This window comes from Pseudomonas sp. M1, from assembly GCF_022760135.1.
In the GTDB taxonomy this organism is placed as follows: Bacteria; Pseudomonadota; Gammaproteobacteria; order Pseudomonadales; family Pseudomonadaceae; genus Pseudomonas; species Pseudomonas citronellolis.
On the sequence record NZ_CP094343.1, the window covers coordinates 5,745,859 to 5,762,245 of the forward strand.

Here is a 16,387-nt window from a genome sequence, read left to right on the forward strand (position 1 = left end):
CAACCATGAAAATCAGCGTATTCGGGATCGGCTACGTCGGCCTGGTGCAGGCCGCGGTCATGGCCGAAGTGGGCCACGACGTGGTCTGCATGGACATCGACCAGGCCAAGGTCGCCAAGCTGCAGCGCGGCCAGGTGAGCATCTACGAACCCGGCCTGGCCGAGCTGGTGAAGGAGAACCTGGAGGCCGGCCGCCTGCGCTTCACCAGCGAGGTGGAAGTGGCCGCGGCCCACGGCCTGGTGCAGTTCATCGCCGTGGGCACACCGCCGCTCGCCGACGGCTCGGCCGACCTCGGCGCGGTGTTCGCGGTGGCCGAGGGCATCGCCCTGCACCGCAAGGCGCCGGTGGTGATCGTCGAGAAATCCACGGTGCCGGTGGGCACCGGCGACCTGGTCAAGGCGCACATCCACAAGGTGCTGAGCCAGCATGGCCGCAGCCTGGACTTCGATATCGTGTCCAACCCGGAATTCCTCAAGGAAGGCTCGGCCCTGGCCGACTGCCGCCGCCCCGACCGCATCGTCATCGGCTGCGAGCGGCCCGAGGTGCTGGACGTGATGCGCGAGATCTACGAGCCGTTCAACCGCAACCACGACCGCATCCTGTGCATGAACCTGCGCAGCGCGGAGCTGACCAAGTACGCCGCCAACTGCATGCTCGCCACCAAGATCAGCTTCATCAACCAGATCGCCGAGCTGGCCGAGCACCTGGGCGCCGACATCGAAGCGGTGCGCCAGGGCATGGGCGCCGACCCGCGCATCGGCTACCACTTCATCTACCCCGGCTGCGGCTACGGCGGCTCCTGCTTCCCCAAGGACGTCCAGGCGCTGATCCACAGCGCGGACGACGCCAGTTGCTCCAGCGACCTGCTGCGCGCGGTGGAAGCCGTCAACCAGCGCCAGAAGCACAAGCTGTTCGAGCGCATCGCCGCCTACTTCGGCGGCAACCTCAAGGGCCGCACCTTCGCCCTCTGGGGCCTGTCGTTCAAGCCCAACACCGACGACATGCGCGACGCCCCCAGCCGCGCCCTGATGGAGGCGCTGTGGGCGGCCGGGGCCAAGGTCCGCGCCTTCGATCCCGAAGCCATGCCCGAGGCCCAGCGCCTGTATGGCCATGACGAACGCCTGACACTGATGGGCACCCCCGAGGCGGCGCTGGGCGGCGCCGATGCCCTGGTGATCTGCACCGAGTGGCAGCAGTTCAAGGCCCCGGATTTCGAGCTGCTGGCCAGCCGCCTGAAGGCGCCGGTGATCTTCGACGGGCGCAACCTCTACGATCCGGAGCGGATGGCGCGCTATGGCTTCGAATACTTCGCCATGGGCCGGGGGGATTCGCACCGGCTGCCGGTGCCGGCGCAGGAGCAGCCATTGCGGCGGAGTGCCTGAGGGGCGAGCGAGCTTGCTCGCGAACCGTGTTTCCCGGCGGCGCTGGTGCGTTGGATTGACTCCGCTCCCTCTCCCCAGCCCTCTCCCTGAAGGGAGAGGGGGCTTGTCCGTGCCAAGAGAAGGCCTGGTTTCAGCCGGTAGTCACCGTGCTAGCCGGCTGACTCAGGAACACCAGCGCCTGCCCAACAGTCCCCTCTCCCTTCAGGGAGAGGGTTAGGGAGAGGGCGCTCTTCGGGATGAACACCAGCCGCCGCCGGCAAACACCGTTCGCGAGCAAGCTCGCTCCTACGAAAATCAATCCCCATCCAGCCCCTACGCAGGACGGCACCACCGTAGGAGCGGACTCCGTCCGCAATTGAACACCCAACCTATGCCCGCCCCGGCACCCCCACCATCCCCTGCACCTCATCCCGCTTGAGCACCGCATAAATCACCCCCGTCACCACACTCCCCACGACGATCGCCAGCAGATACGCCAACGCATGATTCATCGCATTGGGAATCAGCAACACGAACAACCCGCCATGGGGCGCCAGCAGCTTGCAGCCGAAGTACATCGACAGCGCCCCGGTCAGCGCGCCGCCCACCACGCTCGCCGGCAGCACCCGCAGCGGGTCCTTGGCGGCGAAGGGGATGGCGCCCTCGGAGATGAAGCACAGGCCCAGCACCAGCGCCGCCTTGCCGGCCTCGCGCTCGCTCCGGGCGAACTTGCGCCGGGCCAGCAGGGTAGCGAGGCCCATGCCAATCGGCGGCACCATGCCGGCGGCCATGGTCGCCGCCATCGGCGCGTAGCTCTGCGAGGCCAGCAGGCCCACGGAGAAGGCGTAGGCGGCCTTGTTGATCGGCCCGCCGAGGTCGACGCACATCATGCCGCCCAGCAGCAGGCCGAGGAGGATGGCGTTGGCCGTGCCCATGCCGGCCAGGAAGTCGGTGAGCGCGCTCATCAGCCCGGCCACCGGCTGGCCCACCACGTAGATCATCACCAGCCCGGTGAACAGGCTGCACAGCAGCGGGATCAGCAGGATCGGCTTGAGCGCCTCCAGGCTCTGCGGCAGCTTCAGCCACTGGCTCACCGCGCGCGCCGAGTAGCCGGCCAGCAGGCCCGCCACTATGCCGCCGAGGAAGCCCGCGCCCAGGCTGCTGGCCAGCAGGCCGCCAATCATCCCCGGCGCCAGGCCCGGGCGGTCGGCGATGGACCAGGCGATGTAGCCGGCGAGCATCGGCACCATCAGCTTGAAGGCGCTTTCGCCGCCGATCTGCATCAGCGCCGCGGCCAGGGTGCCCGGCTCCTTGAAGGCCTGGATGCCGAACACGAAGGACAGCGCGATCAGCAAGCCGCCGGCCACCACCATCGGCAGCATGAACGACACCCCGGTCAGCAGGTGCTTGTACAGCCCGCGCGCCTCGCCCTTGCCCGGCTTCTGCGCAACGGCGGCGACGGCGCTTTCCGTGGCGCCTTCCTCCAGAGCCTTGCGCAAGGTCGCCTCGGGCTGCTTCAGCGCCACGCCGGTGCCGCAGCGGAAGATGCGCTTGCCGGCGAAGCGCTCGGCGTTCACCTCGATGTCGGCCGCCAGCAGCACCACGTCGGCGGCGGCGATGTCCTCGGCCGACAGCGGGTTGCGCGCGCCCACCGAGCCCTGGGTTTCCACCCGCAGTTGCCAGCCCAGGCGCTCGGCGGCCTGCTGCAGCGCTTCGGCGGCCATGAAGGTGTGCGCCACGCCTGTGGGGCAGGCGGTCACCGCCACTACCCGCACCGCCTTGGCCTCGGCCTGCGTGCCTTGCCAGGGCTGCGCCTCGGCGGCGGCGCGTTGCAGAAAGGCCGCCGGCTCGGCCAGGGCCTCGGCCGGGCGCGCCTGGAACAGCGGCTTGCCGGCGAAGCGGGACAAGTCCAGCGGCTGGCTGCTGACCACCAGCACCAGGTCGGCCGAGCCGATCTGTTCGGCGCTCAGGCGCTGCTCGGGGCGCTGCGGCTCGTTGCTCTCGACGCACACCGACCAGCCCAGGCGTTCGGCGGCGGCGCGCAGCAAGCGCGCGCTGAGCAGGCTGGTGACCTGGCCGTTGGGGCAGGCGGTGATCAGGGCAAGGTTCATCGTCGTACCTCTTGTCATGGCTCCGCCCGGCGCTGCGGGCGGGCGGATCAATCCAGCGCGCGCACCGCCACCTGCGCCTGCAGGCGGGCCAGGCGCTCGCGGTCGGCGATGCCGAAGTCGAACTGGGTCACGGCCAGGGCGGCCACCGCGGTGGCCTGGCGCAGCACCTGCGCGGCGGGCCGGCCGGCGAGCAGGCCGTCGACCATGGCCGCCAGCAGCGAGTCGCCGGCGCCCACGGTGCTGGCCACCTCGACCTTCGGCGGCGTCGCCTGCCACAGCCCGTCCGGGCCGTACCAGCGCACGCCCTCGGCGCCCTCGGAGAGCACCAGGTGCTCGATGCCGCCAGCGCGCAGGGCGCGGGCCTGGGCATCGGCGCCGCCCTCGCCCGCCGGGCCGCAGGCCTCGGCCAGTTCCTCGGCGTTCGGCTTGACCAGCCAGGGCCTGGCCGCCAGCCCCTGGCGCAGGGCTTCGCCGCTGCTGTCCAGGGCCACCCGCAGGCCCAGGCGCTTCAGGCGCAGCAGCAGTTCATGCAGCCACTGCGGGTCCACGCCGCGCGGCAGGCTGCCGGCCACCACCACCAGGTCCTGATCGGCGGCCAGTTCGTCCAAACCGTCCAGCAGGCGCCGCTGGGCCTCGGCATGCACTTCCAGGCCGGGGCCGTTGAGGTCGGTGATGCGCCCGCTGCGTTCGGCCAGCTTGATGTTGCTGCGCGTCTCGCCCGGCACCCGGACGAAGGCGTCGCGGAAGCCGCGGCGGCGGAACAGCGCCTCGAAGGCCTCCGCGTTGTCGGCACCGAGGAAGCCGCCCACGCTCAGCTCATGGCCAAGGTCGGCGAGCACCTGGGCAACGTTCAGGCCCTTGCCGGCGGCCTGGGCCAGCACTGCCTCGCTGCGGTTCACCGCGCCCAGTTCCAGGCTCGACAGGCGCACGGTGAGGTCCAGCGCCGGGTTCAGGGTGAGGGTGAGGATGCGGGCCATCAGCGCACCTCCCCCAGGGCCCGCGCCACCAGGGCACGGACCTCCGCCGCCGAGGCCAGGCCAAGGGCGGCGCCGGCCAGTTCGCGGGCCTGGCCCAGGTCCAGTTCGCGCACGCCCTGCTTCACCAGCGGGATGCTGCGCGCGGACACGCTCAGCTCGTCCACCGCCAGCCCCAGCAGGACCGGCAGCGCCTGGGCGTCGGCGGCCAGCTCGCCGCACACGCCCACCCACTTGCCGTGGGCATGGGCGGCGCGCACGGTCATGTCGATCAGTTGCAACACCGCCGGGTGCAGGCCGTCGGCCTGGGCGGACAGCGTCGGGTGGCCGCGGTCGATGGCCAGGGCGTACTGCGTCAGGTCGTTGGTGCCGACGCTGAAGAAGTCCACCTCGCGCGCCAGCACCGGCGCCAGCAGCGCCGCCGAGGGCACCTCGACCATGATGCCCAGCTGCAGGTCGGCGCAGTCGTATTCCTCGCGCAGGGCCAGCGCCAGGTCGCGCGCCCGGCGCCATTCCTCGACCTGGCCGACCATCGGGAACATGATCCGCAGCGCCCGCCCGGCGGCGGCCTGCAGCAGGGCGCGCAGTTGCGTCTCGAAGATCTGCGGGCGCTGCAGCGTCAGGCGGATGCCGCGCACGCCCAGGTAGGGGTTGGCCTCGGCCGGGATCGGCCAGTACGGCAGCGGCTTGTCGCCGCCCACGTCCAGGGTGCGCACCACCAGCGGACGGCCGCCGAGGGCGTCGAGCACACGGCGGTACTCGGCTTCCTGGGCCGCCAGGTCCGGCGCGCGCGGGCTGTCGAGGAAGACGAACTCGCTGCGTAGCAGGCCCACGCCTTCGGCGCCCAGCTCCACGGCCTGGGCGGCGCCGGCGCTGTCGCCGAGGTTGGCGCAGACTTCCACCGCATGGCCGTCGCGGGTGCGCGCCGGTTCATGCCGGCGCGCCTCGGCCAGGGCCTGGCGGCGCTGGTGTTCCTCACGCTGGCGCAGGGCCTGTTCCAGCACCTCGTCCGCAGGCGCCACCACGAAGCGGCCGCGCTCGCCGTCGAGCAGCAGCGGCGTGCCCGGCGGCAGCGCCAGCAGCCCTTCGCCAGCGCCGACCAGGGCGGGAATGCCCAGGGCGCGGGCGATGATGGCGCTATGCGAGGTGGCGCCGCCGCGCACGGTGAGGATGCCGGCCACGCGCTCGGGGTCCAGGCGCGCCACGTCGGAAGGCCCGACCTCGTCCATCACCAGGATGTACGGCTGCGCCGGCTCGGCGGCCAGGCTCACCCCGCACAGGCGCGCCAGCACCCGGCGGCCGAGGTCGCGCAGGTCCGCCGCGCGCTCGGCGAGCAGGGCGTCGCCGAGGGCCTCCTGCTGGCTGGCGGCCCGTTCGATCACCGCGTGCCAGGCCGCTTCGGCGCTGGCGCCGTCGGCCAGTTGCACGGCCACTTCGGCGCTCAGCTCGGGGTCGTCGAGCAGGGCCTGGTGGGTGACGAAGATGTCGCGCACCGCCTTGCTCCGGCTGTGCGCCACCAGGGCCTCGATCTCCGTGGCGATGGTGGCCTTGGCCTCGGCCAGGCGCTGCGCCTCGATCTCGGGGGATTCGCCGCGGGCGGGGTAGTGGAATTTCGGCTCCACTTGCAGATGCGCCGGGCCGCTGGCGATGCCCGGGGCGGCGGCGATGGCGTCCAGCCACTCGCCCCGGACCAGTTCGGGCAAGGGCGCTTCCGGCTCGGCAGGCGCCTCGGGTTCCACGGGCGCGTCCACCAGTGGCAGGACTTCCTCGCCCAGGCCCTGCTCCACCGCCTCGCGCAAGGCCGGCAGGGCCGCCTCGGCGATCGCAGGTTCAGCGAAGAACTCCAGCACCTGGCCACGCCGCGCGCCCAGGCTGAGCAGCTTGCTCAGGCTGCGGATGGATACCGGCGCAGCCTCGCTGTCGGCGACGCGCACACGGATTTCGCCGTCGAAGTCGCGGGCCATCTGCATCAGCACCTGCGACGGCCGCGCATGCAGGCCATGGGGGTTGGCCAGGGGCACGCGCAGGCTCGGCCAGTCCACCGGCAGCTCGCCGCCCAGGGCCTCCAGCACGGCGCGCACCGAAGTCGCACGGGCCAGTTCGGCGCCGCGGCCATCCACCAGCAGGTCGCACAGACGTTCCAGCACTGCGCGCGCCGCATCGCCGCGCTCGGCCAGGCAGAACAGCCCGCGCAGGGGCTGGCCGGCGTGCTGCAGCTCGCGTTGCGGGGTGACGAAGGCCAGGCCGGGCCGGCTGACCTTCTCGCCGCCGCCCAGCCACCACAGGCCCTCGCCCAGCGGCAGCGCCTCGCCCTGCTGCAACGCGGCGAGGAAGCCGCCCTCCACGCAGCCGGCGGCCTTGAGCCGGCGCGCGGCGAGCAGCAGCAGTTCGTCGAAGTCTTCGGCGCCCTGCCCCAGCGCCACCAGTTGCGCGTCCAGGGCCAGGGCTTGCGGGGCGCCGCTCAGGGCCTTCAGCAGTTGCTCGGCATCCTGCGCCTCGCGCAGCACCGCGCCGGTGTCGCCCTCGCCCAGGGCGCGGGTCAGCAGTTGCAGCAGGTTCAGGTGCTCGTCCGAGCGCGCGGCGATGCCGATGGCCAGGTAGACGAGCTGCCCGTCGCCCCAGTCCACGCCTTCGGGAAAGTGCAGCAGGCGCACGCCGGTGCGGCGCACAAGATCGCGGGTCTGCGGGGTACCGTGGGGGATGGCGATGCCCTGGCCGAGGTAGGTGGAGCCCTGGGCCTCGCGGGCCTTGAGCCCGGCGAGGTAGCCCGGCTCGACCAGGCCGTCGGCCTCCAGGGCCTGGCAGAGCAGTTCGAGGGCGGCCGGCTTGTCCGCGGCCCGCTGTTGCATGCGGACCTGCTGCGCGGTCAGTTCGAGCACATCGTTCTCCTCAGCGGCTGGCCCGGGAGGAAGGCCGGGCTGCCGAAACGGGGCGGTTATCCGCTTGTTGGGGTGAACAGCGAGGCTGTCCCTGGTGACCAGCATAGTGGCCGCAGGCAGGGGGACAGCTTCTGCTGAATCGTTTCACCTATTGAGACTGGCACGTTACCCGATAATGCGTGATCCTTGGAAGCCTCCAGTTGTCAGTCAGCAGTGCCGGGGTATGTGTTGAAACTCAGTGATATCGCCCGTCTGGCCGGGGTCTCGGTGACCACGGCCAGCTACGTCATCAACGGCAAGGCCGTGCAGCGGCGCATCAGCGCGGCCACCGTGGAGCGCGTGCGCGCGGTGATCGAGGCCCACGGCTACCACCCCGACCAGCAGGCCGCCAGCCTGCGCCGCGGGCAGACGCGCACCCTTGGCTTCATCCTCCCGGACCTGGAGAACCCCAGCTACGCGCGCATCGCCAAGCTGCTGGAACAGGGCGCCCGCGCCCGCGGCTACCAGTTGCTGATCGCCTGCTCCGACGACGAGCCGGAAAGCGAGCGCCAGGCCCTGAACCTGTTCCGCGCGCGGCGCTGCGACGCCCTGGTGGTGGCCAGCTGCCTGGCGGCCGACGACGACAGCCACCAGCTATTGCTGGACAAGGGCGTGCCGGTGATCGCCATCGACCGCCAGCTGGACCCACAGCGCTTCTGCTCGGTGGTCAGCGACGACCGCGACGCCGCCCAGCGCCTCACCGCCACCCTGCTGCAACCCGCGCCGCGGCACATCGCCCTGCTCGGCGCGCGCCCGGAACTGATCATCAGCCAGGAACGCAGCGCCGGCTTCGAACAGGCCCTGAAAGGCTTTGGCGGCGAGCGCTTCATCGAACAGGGCGCCAGCTTCAGCCGCGAGTGCGGCCGCCAGTTGATGGAAGGCCTGCTGCAGCGCCTGGGCTACCTGCCGGACGCGCTGATCACCACTTCCTACGTGCTGCTCGAAGGCGTGTTCGACGTGTTCCAGGCGCTGCCCGGCGGCTGGCCGCGCAACCTGCGCCTGGGCACCTTCGGCGATACCCAGTTGCTCGACTTCGTGCCGCTGAAGGTCAACGCCATCTCCCAGCAGCACGCGCTTATCGCCGCCCGCGCGCTGGAGCTGGCCCTGGAGGCCGTGGAGCACGAGCACTACCAGCCCGGCGTGCACCCCATCCCGCGCACCCTCAAGCTGCGCGCCGGGTGACCGCCATGCGCCTGGTCGACACCCACAACCACATCGACTTCCCGGACTTCGACGCCGACCGCGCCGCCCTGCTGCAACGCTGCGCCGGGCTCGGCGTGGAGCGCCAGGTGCTGCTGGGGGTGTTCCGCGAGAACTGGGAGCGGGTGCTGCAACTGGCCGAGCAGAACGACACGCTCTACGCCGCCCTGGGGCTGCACCCGATCTACCTGGCGCAGCACCGCCCCGAACACCTGCGCGACCTGCGCGAGCACCTGCAGCGTCTGGCCGGCCACCCGAAGCTGTGCGCGGTGGGCGAGATCGGCCTGGACTACTACCTCGAGGACCTGAACCGCGAGGCACAGCAGGCGCTGTTCGAGGAACAGCTGCGCATCGCCATCGACTGCGAACTGCCGGTGCTGCTCCACGTGCGCCGCGCCCACGCCGCGACGATCGCCACCCTCAAGCGCTTCCGCCCGCCGCGCCGCGGCATCGTCCACGCCTTCGCCGGCAGCCGCGAGGAAGCCCGCGAGTACATCAAGCTGGGCTTCCGCCTGGGCCTGGGCGGCGCGCCCACCTGGCCCCAGGCCAACCGCCTGCGCAAGACGGTGGCGGAACTGCCGCTGGAGTCGATAGTGCTGGAGACCGACGCCCCGGACATGGCCCCGGCGATGTTCCCCGGCCAGCGCAACAGCCCGGAGCACCTGCCGGCGATCTGCGAGGCGCTGGCGGAGCTGCGGGGGGTGAGTGCGGAGGAGTTGGCGGAGGTTAGTACGCGGAATGCTATGGATGTGTTTGGTTGGGGCTTGGGTAACTAGAGCGGCGGCAGGTTCGGCCCCGGAGCTGTGTTGAGGTCCGCAACCCTCTCCCCAGCCCTCTCCCTGAAGGGAGAGGGGGCTTGTCCGTGCCAGCTGCAAGCATGGCATCAGCCGGAGACTCCAGTGTTCCCGGCTGACTCCGTACTACCCGTTTCTGCCCAACGGTCCCCTCTCCCTTCAGGGAGAGGGTTAGGGAGAGGGCGCTCTTCGACTGGACACCAAGCGCCAGACCTCTTCGCGAGCAAGCTCGCTCCTACGACAAACACTCTCTTCCACCGACAACCCGGCACCCGCGAGACGGGGAAGCATCCTTGCGCTCGCGCGGATGCCGGGCTGCTGGTGAAACCCTTTAGACCCTGAAGGCGCCGATCAGCCGCTTCAGCTCCACCACCTGCTCGGACAGCTCGCGGCTGGCGCGCTCGGTCTCGTTGGCGCCCAGGGCGGTGCGCTCGCCGGCCTGGTTGATCTGCACGATGTTCTGGTCGATGTCGTGGGCCACCGTGGTCTGCTGCTCGGCGGCGGCAGCGATCTGCTGGTTCTGGTCGACGATCATGCCCACCGCGCCGAGGATGTTGTCCAGCGCCTGCTGCACCTGCGCCGACTGGCTGACGGTGCCATCGGCGGTCTGGTGGCTGCTGCCCATGGCCTTCACCGCGGCGCCCACGCCACTCTGCAGGCGCGAGATCATCTGCTCGATCTCCTCGGTGGACTGCTGGGTGCGCTTGGCCAGGGTGCGCACCTCGTCGGCCACCACCGCGAAGCCCCTGCCCTGCTCGCCGGCCCGGGCCGCCTCGATGGCGGCGTTGAGCGCCAGCAGGTTGGTCTGCTCGGCGATGCCCTTGATCACGTCCAGCACGCGACTGATGGAGGCGCTGTCGGCGGCCAGCTGGTTGATCACTTCCACCGACTGGTCGATCTCCGCGGCCAGGCGCTGGATGCTGCCCACCTGGGATTCCACCAGGTCGCGGCCGCTGACCGTCTCCTGGTTCACGCTCTGCGCGCTGCCCACCGCGGCGGCGGCGCTGCGCGCCACTTCCTGGGCCGTGGCGGCCATCTGGTTCATCGCCGTGGCCACCTGCTCGATCTGGTCGCGCTGGCCGGCCACCGCCTGGTTGCTCTGCGCCGATACCACTTCCACGCGGCCGGTCTGCCGTTCCACCTCGGCCACGGTGCGGCCCACCTGCTCGATCAGGTCGTGCACGCGGCGCACCGTCTCGTTGAAGGCCTGCCCCAGCTCGCCCAGTTCGTCGCGGCTCTGCGCCTGGTAGTTGACCGTCATGTCGCCGGCGGCGACGCGCTCCATCATCGCGCCCAGGCTCTTGAGCGTGGAGCGGGTGGAGACGTAGAAACCGCCGTAGAGGTAGACGATGGCGAGGAACACCACCAGCAGCGCCACCACCAGCAGGACCATCTGCGCCTGCTTGCCGGTCAGGCGCTGTTCCAGCTGGCCACCGAGGTAGCCGAGCACCTTGTCGTTGAGCTGGTAGGTCTTGTCCATGCCCTGGCTGACCTGGTCGTAGAACTGCGCCCAGGGCAGGTCGAGGGAGTCGGCCATCACCACCTTGTCCTCGATCAGCTTGCCCAGGCTCTTGAGCGTCTCGCGGCTGGCCTCGGCCTCGCCGGCCAGCGCCTGCTGCGCCGCGCTGCTGGCACCCAGCGCCTCCTGCAGCTTCAGGGCGTATTCGGCGTGGAGCTTCTCCAGGTCCTGCAGCAGGTCGTCGAGCTTGCCGCTGGTGGAGGAATTGAGGAACCCCTGGCCCAGCGCCGCGGTGCCCAGCACGCGGCCGCGGCTGATGGTCTCGGTAACCACCGGGGTGACGCTGCTGATCAGGTCGGCCATCTGCCGCACTTCGGCGCTGTCGTCCTGGCTCAGCCCGGACTGCGTGGCCAGCAGCTTGTTGAAGATCTGCACGTTGCTCAGCAGGCGCATGGCCATGCCGGCCTTGCTCTGCATCGAGCCTTCGGTCTCCACGGCCTTGAGGGCGGCGAGCAGTTCGTCGCGCTTGGCGGTGAAGGCGGCCACCTGCTCGCTGTCCCGCGCCACCGGCTGCAGCGCCGAAAGCGCCGTGTGCAGGCGCTGCTGCAACTGGCCGATGCGGCTGTCCAGGTCGCCGGTGGTGCGCGTCTGGCCGATGCCGATGTTGATCTGCAGGAGGTCGTTGTAGGCCTCGACGTCGCGGCGGATCTGCATGCCCGAGGCGATCAGCTGCAGGCTCTGCAGCTCGGCGCGGGTGCTGACGAACTGGCGGTAGGAATCACGCACCAGGTAGAAGTTGGTCACCAGCATCGGCAGGAAGAAGAGCACGCTGATGAGGCTGAACTTCATGCCGAAGCTCAGGCGGTTCATCAGTGCGATAGCTGGATAGAGCACGGTCTTCACGTAAGACGTCTCCTGTTCCCGTTGTTGTTCTTGTGTGGGATGGCCGAGGCGGGCTACGAGCCCACGCTTGGCGCAGGCTCCTGTGTACCCGATATCGGCGGGACGTTCTGTAACTTAAGGTTAAAACGCCATCAGTGGCGACGTGCGGTACTCAGAGGAAAATCGCGCACAGGGCGAAGGCCGCGTACCAGAGCACCGCCGTGCGCACCAGCAGCTGCCAGAGCGCATCCAGGCTGGCCACCCCGGCCGGGCCGGGAGTGGCGTCGCACAGGTCCTCGCCGACGCAGGCGGCCTGGGCCAGCAGGCGCGCCGCCGGGTAGTCCCAGGCCAGCAGGTGGTGCAGCAGCACCCGGGCCACGGCGACGAAGTTGCCGACGAAGGCGAAGCTCAGCGCCAGGGCCCGCGCCGGCAGCCAGTCGAAGGCGTGGCGCAGCAGCGCGGCCCGCTCGCCCAGGCCCGAGCCCCGGCCCAGGTGCACCTCGGTCAGCGACAGCAGGCGATAGGCCAGGGCCGCCGCCGGGCCCAGCAGGGCGTACCAGAAGATCACCGCGAAGAAGCCCTGGAAGGCCTGCCACACCAGCATGCCCTGGACCTGGGCGAACAGCTCGGCATCGGAATCGGCCTGCACGCCCAGATCGCGCTCGGCGACGTGGTAGGCGCCCTGCAGGTCCTCGCGGCGCCAGGCGTCGCGGAACGGCCCCATGGCCTGGTGCACGTCGCCGCGGCCCAGGCTCCAGATCAGCACCAGCAGGTGCACCGGCAGCGCCAGCAGGCCGTAGGCCAGCGGCTGCAGCAAGGTCAGGACCAGCGCCAGCACCAGCAAGGGCCCGAGCAGGGCCACCAGCAGCGCCAGCCAGGGCCGCGCCGCCACGCCCGGCAGCCCCTGCACCAGGCCCAGCCAGGCGAGCCAGGCGCCATCCCTCTGCAGGCGCGCGCGCCAGCCGGAGAACTTCTCTACCAGCAGGGCCAGCAGCAGTACCAGGAAACTCATGTCGACTCCTTGCAGAGGGCGGCGAGGAAACGCTGCCAGTCGAAAGCCGGGCCGGGATCGGTCTTGCGCCCCGGGGCGATGTCGCTGTGGCCCTGGATGCGCTCAGGGGTGATGGCCGGGTAAGCCCGCAGCAGTTGCCGGGCCAACTCCGTCAGGGCGGCATATTGCGCATCGCTGTAGGGCTCATCGTCGGTGCCTTCCAGCTCGATGCCGATGGAGAAGTCGTTGCAGTTCTCCCGGCCGTCGAAGCGCGACACGCCGGCATGCCAGGCGCGGTCGTTGCAGGAGACGAACTGGAACACGCTGCCATCGCGCTCGATGAGGAAGTGCGCGGACACCGTCATCTGCGCGATGTCGGCGAAATAGGGGTGCTCGTCGGCATCCAGGCGGTTCTGGAAGAAGCACTGCACCTTGCCGGTGCCGAACTGCCCGGGCGGCAGGCTGATGTTGTGGATCACCAGCAGGGAGACCACCTCCCCCTCCGGGCGGGCGTTGAAATTGGGCGAAGGACAGTGGCTGACGCCCTGGCACCAACCGCTGCGGGGATCGAACTGCATAGGGGCTCCTTGATTGGACCCACTCTAAAGCAGCTTGCGGCGGAAGAGAACGGCCGCTGCGGTGCGGGAGCGACAGTCTTGCCGACTGCGCCAGGACGCTTTTCGTAGGAGCGAGCTTGCTCGCGAACCGTGCTTCCCGGGGGCGCTGGTGCGTTGGGTTGACTCCGTTCCCTCACCCCAGCCCTCTCCCAGAGGGAGAGGGGGCTTGTCCGTGCCGAGAGAAGGCCTGGCCTCAGCCGGTAGCCGCCGTGCTAGCCGGCTGACTCAGGAACACCAGCGTCTGCCGAACAGCCCCCTCTCCCAGAGGGAGAGGGGGCTTGTCCGTGCCGAGAGAAGGCCTGGTCTCAGCCGGTAGCCGCCGTGCCAGCCGGCTGACTCAGGAACACCAGCGTCTGCCGAACAGCCCCCTCTCCCAGAGGGAGAGGGGGCTTGTCCGTGCCGAGAGAAGGCCTGGCCTCAGCCGGTAGCCGCCGTGCCAGCCGGCTGACTCAGGAACACCAGCGTCTGCCGAACAGCCCCCTCTCCCAGAGGGAGAGGGGGCTTGTCCGTGCCGAGAGAAGGCCTGGCCTCAGCCGGTAGCCGCCGTGCCAGCCGGCTGACTCAGGAACACCAGCGTCTGCCAAACGGTCCCCTCTCCCTCCGGGAGAGGGTTAGGGTGAGGGGGCCGCAGGCCTGCTCGCTCGATCCCAAGTCGTAGGGCGTACAACCGTTCGCGGTTATACGCCGCAGCCCGGCATCCCCTGTAGGAGCGGGCCCTGCCCGCGATTCGCGCGCAGGGCGCACTCCTACATATTTCCAGGCAAGGCCGACTCAGCCGTTCTTCAACCGCCGCAGGTTGCCGATCACCGACTCCAACGCCCGGTCGAACAGCAGCGCGTCATCCAGCAGCCGCACGGCGTTGCGGCGGAATTCCACGGCCAGGCCCATGCGGGTCTTTTCCAGCACCTTCATGCCAGTGCGGTTGACGAAGATGTAGCGGCCGGTCGGCTTGATCACCGCGGCCAGCTTGCAACGCAGCTTGTGCTCGGAATCCTCGAGGATTTCCACCCAACTGCCGACGCGCAACTCGTCGACCTTGCGCAGCGACTCGTCGTCGTCCGCCAGCAGTTCTTCCGGCTCCGGCGCGCGCTCCTCGCCGGGCGTCGCCAGGACGATTTCCTCTACCACGGCGACCATCTCCGGCTGGCCGCTGGCCTGCGCCGCAGGCGCCTCGACAGCCTCGTCGAGCAGCGGAATGCCATCGAGCAGATCGTCGTCGGCCGCCGCTTCCTGCGCCTGCTTGAAGCGCTGGAAGGCTTGCACGTGCAGGCTCTCCAGGCGGCTGAAGAACTCGCCGGTGGAGAACGGATCGAAGGCCGCGCTGGTCAGGCCCTCGCGCAGCGACTTGAGCAGTTGCGGCACCATTTCCAGCAGGCGCGTGCGTGACTCCGGGTCCTCATGGGGCTCGACGCTCCAGATCAGGTCGTCCATGGTCGCCACGGCGTCGCGCCAGGGTTGCGAATCGCTGCCGTGCTTCAGGCAGGTCAGCAGCAGCACCTTGCTCCAGGCCTCGCGCAGCAGGCGCACCACCACTTCGGGCAGGGTGCGGCCGAACAGCCGCTGGTTGAGCACCTGCGCCACCTCGCGCCGGGCCGCGTCGGCGCGGGCTCGGCCTTCCTCGGCGTCGCGGGTGCGTTGTTCGAGCAGTTCGCTGCGGCGGCGCTCGTCGCCGGTGAAGGCGATGAAATCTTCCAGCAGCACGCCGAAGATCGCCGTGTCGTCGACGAAGTCGTTCAGCAGGCGCATCACCACCTGCTCGATCTTCTGGTACAGGCTGTCGCGCTGCAGGTCGGTCTGTTCCGCCCAGCCGAGCGCCGCCGAGGCGATCTCGTTGAGCAGGCGCCGGGCGGGGTGGTTGCCGCGGCTGAAGAAGGTCTTGTCCAGCACCGCGACCTTGAGCATGGGGATCTGCATGCGGCCGATCAGGGCCTTGAGCGAATCCGGCAGGTTACGGTCGTCGAGGATGAACTCGAAGAGCATGGACACCAGGTTGATCACGTCCTCGTCGACCTGCCCCACCACCCGCGAGCGCCCGCTCTTGTGGCTGACGCGGGTGAGCAGGTGGTCCAGGTGGTGGCGCACGTCCACCTCGTCCATGCCCTGGGCCGGCAGGTGGTCCTGCAGGTGCGAGAGCAGACGCATCAGGTCGTTGCTGGAAATCGGCACCGCGTCGGCGGGCACCTGGCGGCGCGCGGCCAGGCTGCCGCGGACCTGGGACATCAGCTCCTGCAGCGCGCCGAAGGCCTCCTGGCTCTCGGCATCCAGGTAGGCGCCGGAAGCGGCGGCCTGGGCGGCGGCACCGGCGTAGCCGGCGCTGGCAGGGGCCTCGGCGGCGGGACGCGGCGGGCGGCGCACGGGGGCGGACTTCAGCTCCGGCAGCACGCCATGGGTGACGAGAATCTCGTTGGCCTCGGCATACAGTTGCTCGAGCTCGGCAAGCACGTACTTTTCGAACAGCTTGAGGACGATCAGCTTGACCTTGATCTCCACGCCCAGGCCCTGGCAGGCCTCGAGGAAAGCCTCGCACAGCGGGCGCGGGCCGAGCGGGTTGGTCTTGTCCTCGACCTTGTTGCTGACCAGGGTGTTCAGGCGCGTGGTCAGGTGGCCCAGGGCCAGGCCGTCGCGGCTGAGCACCTTGCCGACCATGGCGTCCATCGCCACGGTCTCTTCCAGCTCGTCGTTCTGCACCAGCGACAGGTTGTCGAAGGAGACGGCGTCCAGCTGCGGCGCCTTGCCGATCTGGTACTGGTTGAGGTTGGCGAAGCCCTCGAAGAACTTCTGCACGAAGCCGCGCTCGATGCCCTTGCGCTTCAGGCGCAGATCGCGCATGGCCTCGAAGAAGGCGCTCTGCTCGGCGTTGCTGGTGGCGCGGTCGGCCATCTCGAAGAGGGTGTCGTCGGCATTGTCGAACAGCACCTGCAAGGCCTGGCGCAGCTGCACCGAAGCCTTGTCGCGGACGTTGACCAGCGCCGCGGGCAAACGCCCGGGGATAGCAGTCGGCGACTGGCCCTGGGCCGCCTTGTTCAGCGGCACTACGTTCGCGTCGTTCTGCATCGCTAGTCTCCTGCCGCCGGGCCTAC

The 16,387-nt window shown here is 70.1% G+C and carries 10 protein-coding genes and 1 pseudogene; 3 read left to right on the forward strand and 8 right to left on the reverse strand.

Annotation, left to right across the window (positions count from 1 at the left end):
- Positions 1-5 precede the first annotated feature (5 nt).
- Positions 6-1,382 (forward strand): UDP-glucose dehydrogenase family protein, encoded by a 1,377-nt coding sequence (locus PM1_RS25400; protein WP_009617668.1) that lies wholly within the window; start codon positions 6-8, stop codon positions 1,380-1,382.
- 368 nt (positions 1,383-1,750) lie between these two features.
- Here PM1_RS25400 and PM1_RS25405 read toward each other — a convergent pair whose 3' ends face one another.
- Genes PM1_RS25405 through ptsP form a run of 3 tightly spaced genes read right to left on the reverse strand, consistent with a single transcriptional unit; the run spans position 1,751 to position 7,325 of the window.
- The gene (locus PM1_RS25405; protein ID WP_009617667.1) at positions 1,751-3,472 is read right to left on the reverse strand and encodes a PTS fructose-like transporter subunit IIB; all 1,722 of its coding nucleotides are present in this window, start codon (positions 3,470-3,472) and stop codon (positions 1,751-1,753) included.
- Positions 3,473-3,519: 47 nt separating this feature from the next.
- On the reverse strand, positions 3,520-4,449 hold the full coding sequence (gene pfkB, locus PM1_RS25410; protein WP_009617666.1) for a 1-phosphofructokinase: 930 nt from the start codon (positions 4,447-4,449) through the stop codon (positions 3,520-3,522).
- Positions 4,449-7,325: a phosphoenolpyruvate--protein phosphotransferase gene (gene ptsP, locus PM1_RS25415; RefSeq protein WP_009617665.1), complete on the reverse strand. Its 2,877-nt coding sequence runs from the start codon at positions 7,323-7,325 to the stop codon at positions 4,449-4,451. Before ptsP ends, pfkB begins: the two co-directional genes overlap by 1 nt.
- Positions 7,326-7,553: 228 nt before the next feature.
- Here ptsP and cra point away from each other — a divergent pair, with 228 nt between their 5' ends.
- Complete coding sequence (gene cra, locus PM1_RS25420) at positions 7,554-8,546, forward strand: catabolite repressor/activator (protein ID WP_024128155.1); 993 nt, start codon at positions 7,554-7,556, stop codon at positions 8,544-8,546.
- Positions 8,547-8,551: 5 nt separating this feature from the next.
- Entirely contained in the window at positions 8,552-9,340 is a 789-nt protein-coding gene (locus PM1_RS25425) for a TatD family hydrolase (RefSeq protein WP_009617662.1), read from the forward strand.
- Positions 9,341-9,689: 349 nt separating this feature from the next.
- Here the strand turns inward: PM1_RS25425 and PM1_RS31435 are convergent, their stop codons facing one another.
- The 5 genes and pseudogenes from PM1_RS31435 to PM1_RS25445 form a co-directional block, all read right to left on the reverse strand.
- Positions 9,690-10,619, reverse strand: coding sequence for a methyl-accepting chemotaxis protein (locus tag PM1_RS31435; protein ID WP_371857770.1), 930 nt, complete (start codon positions 10,617-10,619; stop codon positions 9,690-9,692).
- A pseudogene (locus tag PM1_RS31440) lies at positions 10,596-11,687 on the reverse strand (methyl-accepting chemotaxis protein); the annotation flags it as partial. The gene PM1_RS31435 and the pseudogene PM1_RS31440, both read right to left, overlap by 24 nt.
- A gap of 184 nt (positions 11,688-11,871) precedes the next feature.
- Positions 11,872-12,711, reverse strand: a complete 840-nt coding sequence (ampE, locus tag PM1_RS25435) for a regulatory signaling modulator protein AmpE (protein ID WP_009617658.1) — start codon at positions 12,709-12,711, stop codon at positions 11,872-11,874.
- On the reverse strand, positions 12,708-13,268 hold the full coding sequence (gene ampD, locus PM1_RS25440) for a 1,6-anhydro-N-acetylmuramyl-L-alanine amidase AmpD (protein WP_009617656.1): 561 nt from the start codon (positions 13,266-13,268) through the stop codon (positions 12,708-12,710). The genes ampE and ampD overlap by 4 nt, the downstream gene beginning before the upstream one ends.
- Positions 13,269-14,078: 810 nt before the next feature.
- The gene (locus PM1_RS25445) at positions 14,079-16,361 is read right to left on the reverse strand and encodes a DUF1631 domain-containing protein (RefSeq protein WP_009617654.1); all 2,283 of its coding nucleotides are present in this window, start codon (positions 16,359-16,361) and stop codon (positions 14,079-14,081) included.
- Between the last annotated feature and the right edge of the window lie 26 nt (positions 16,362-16,387).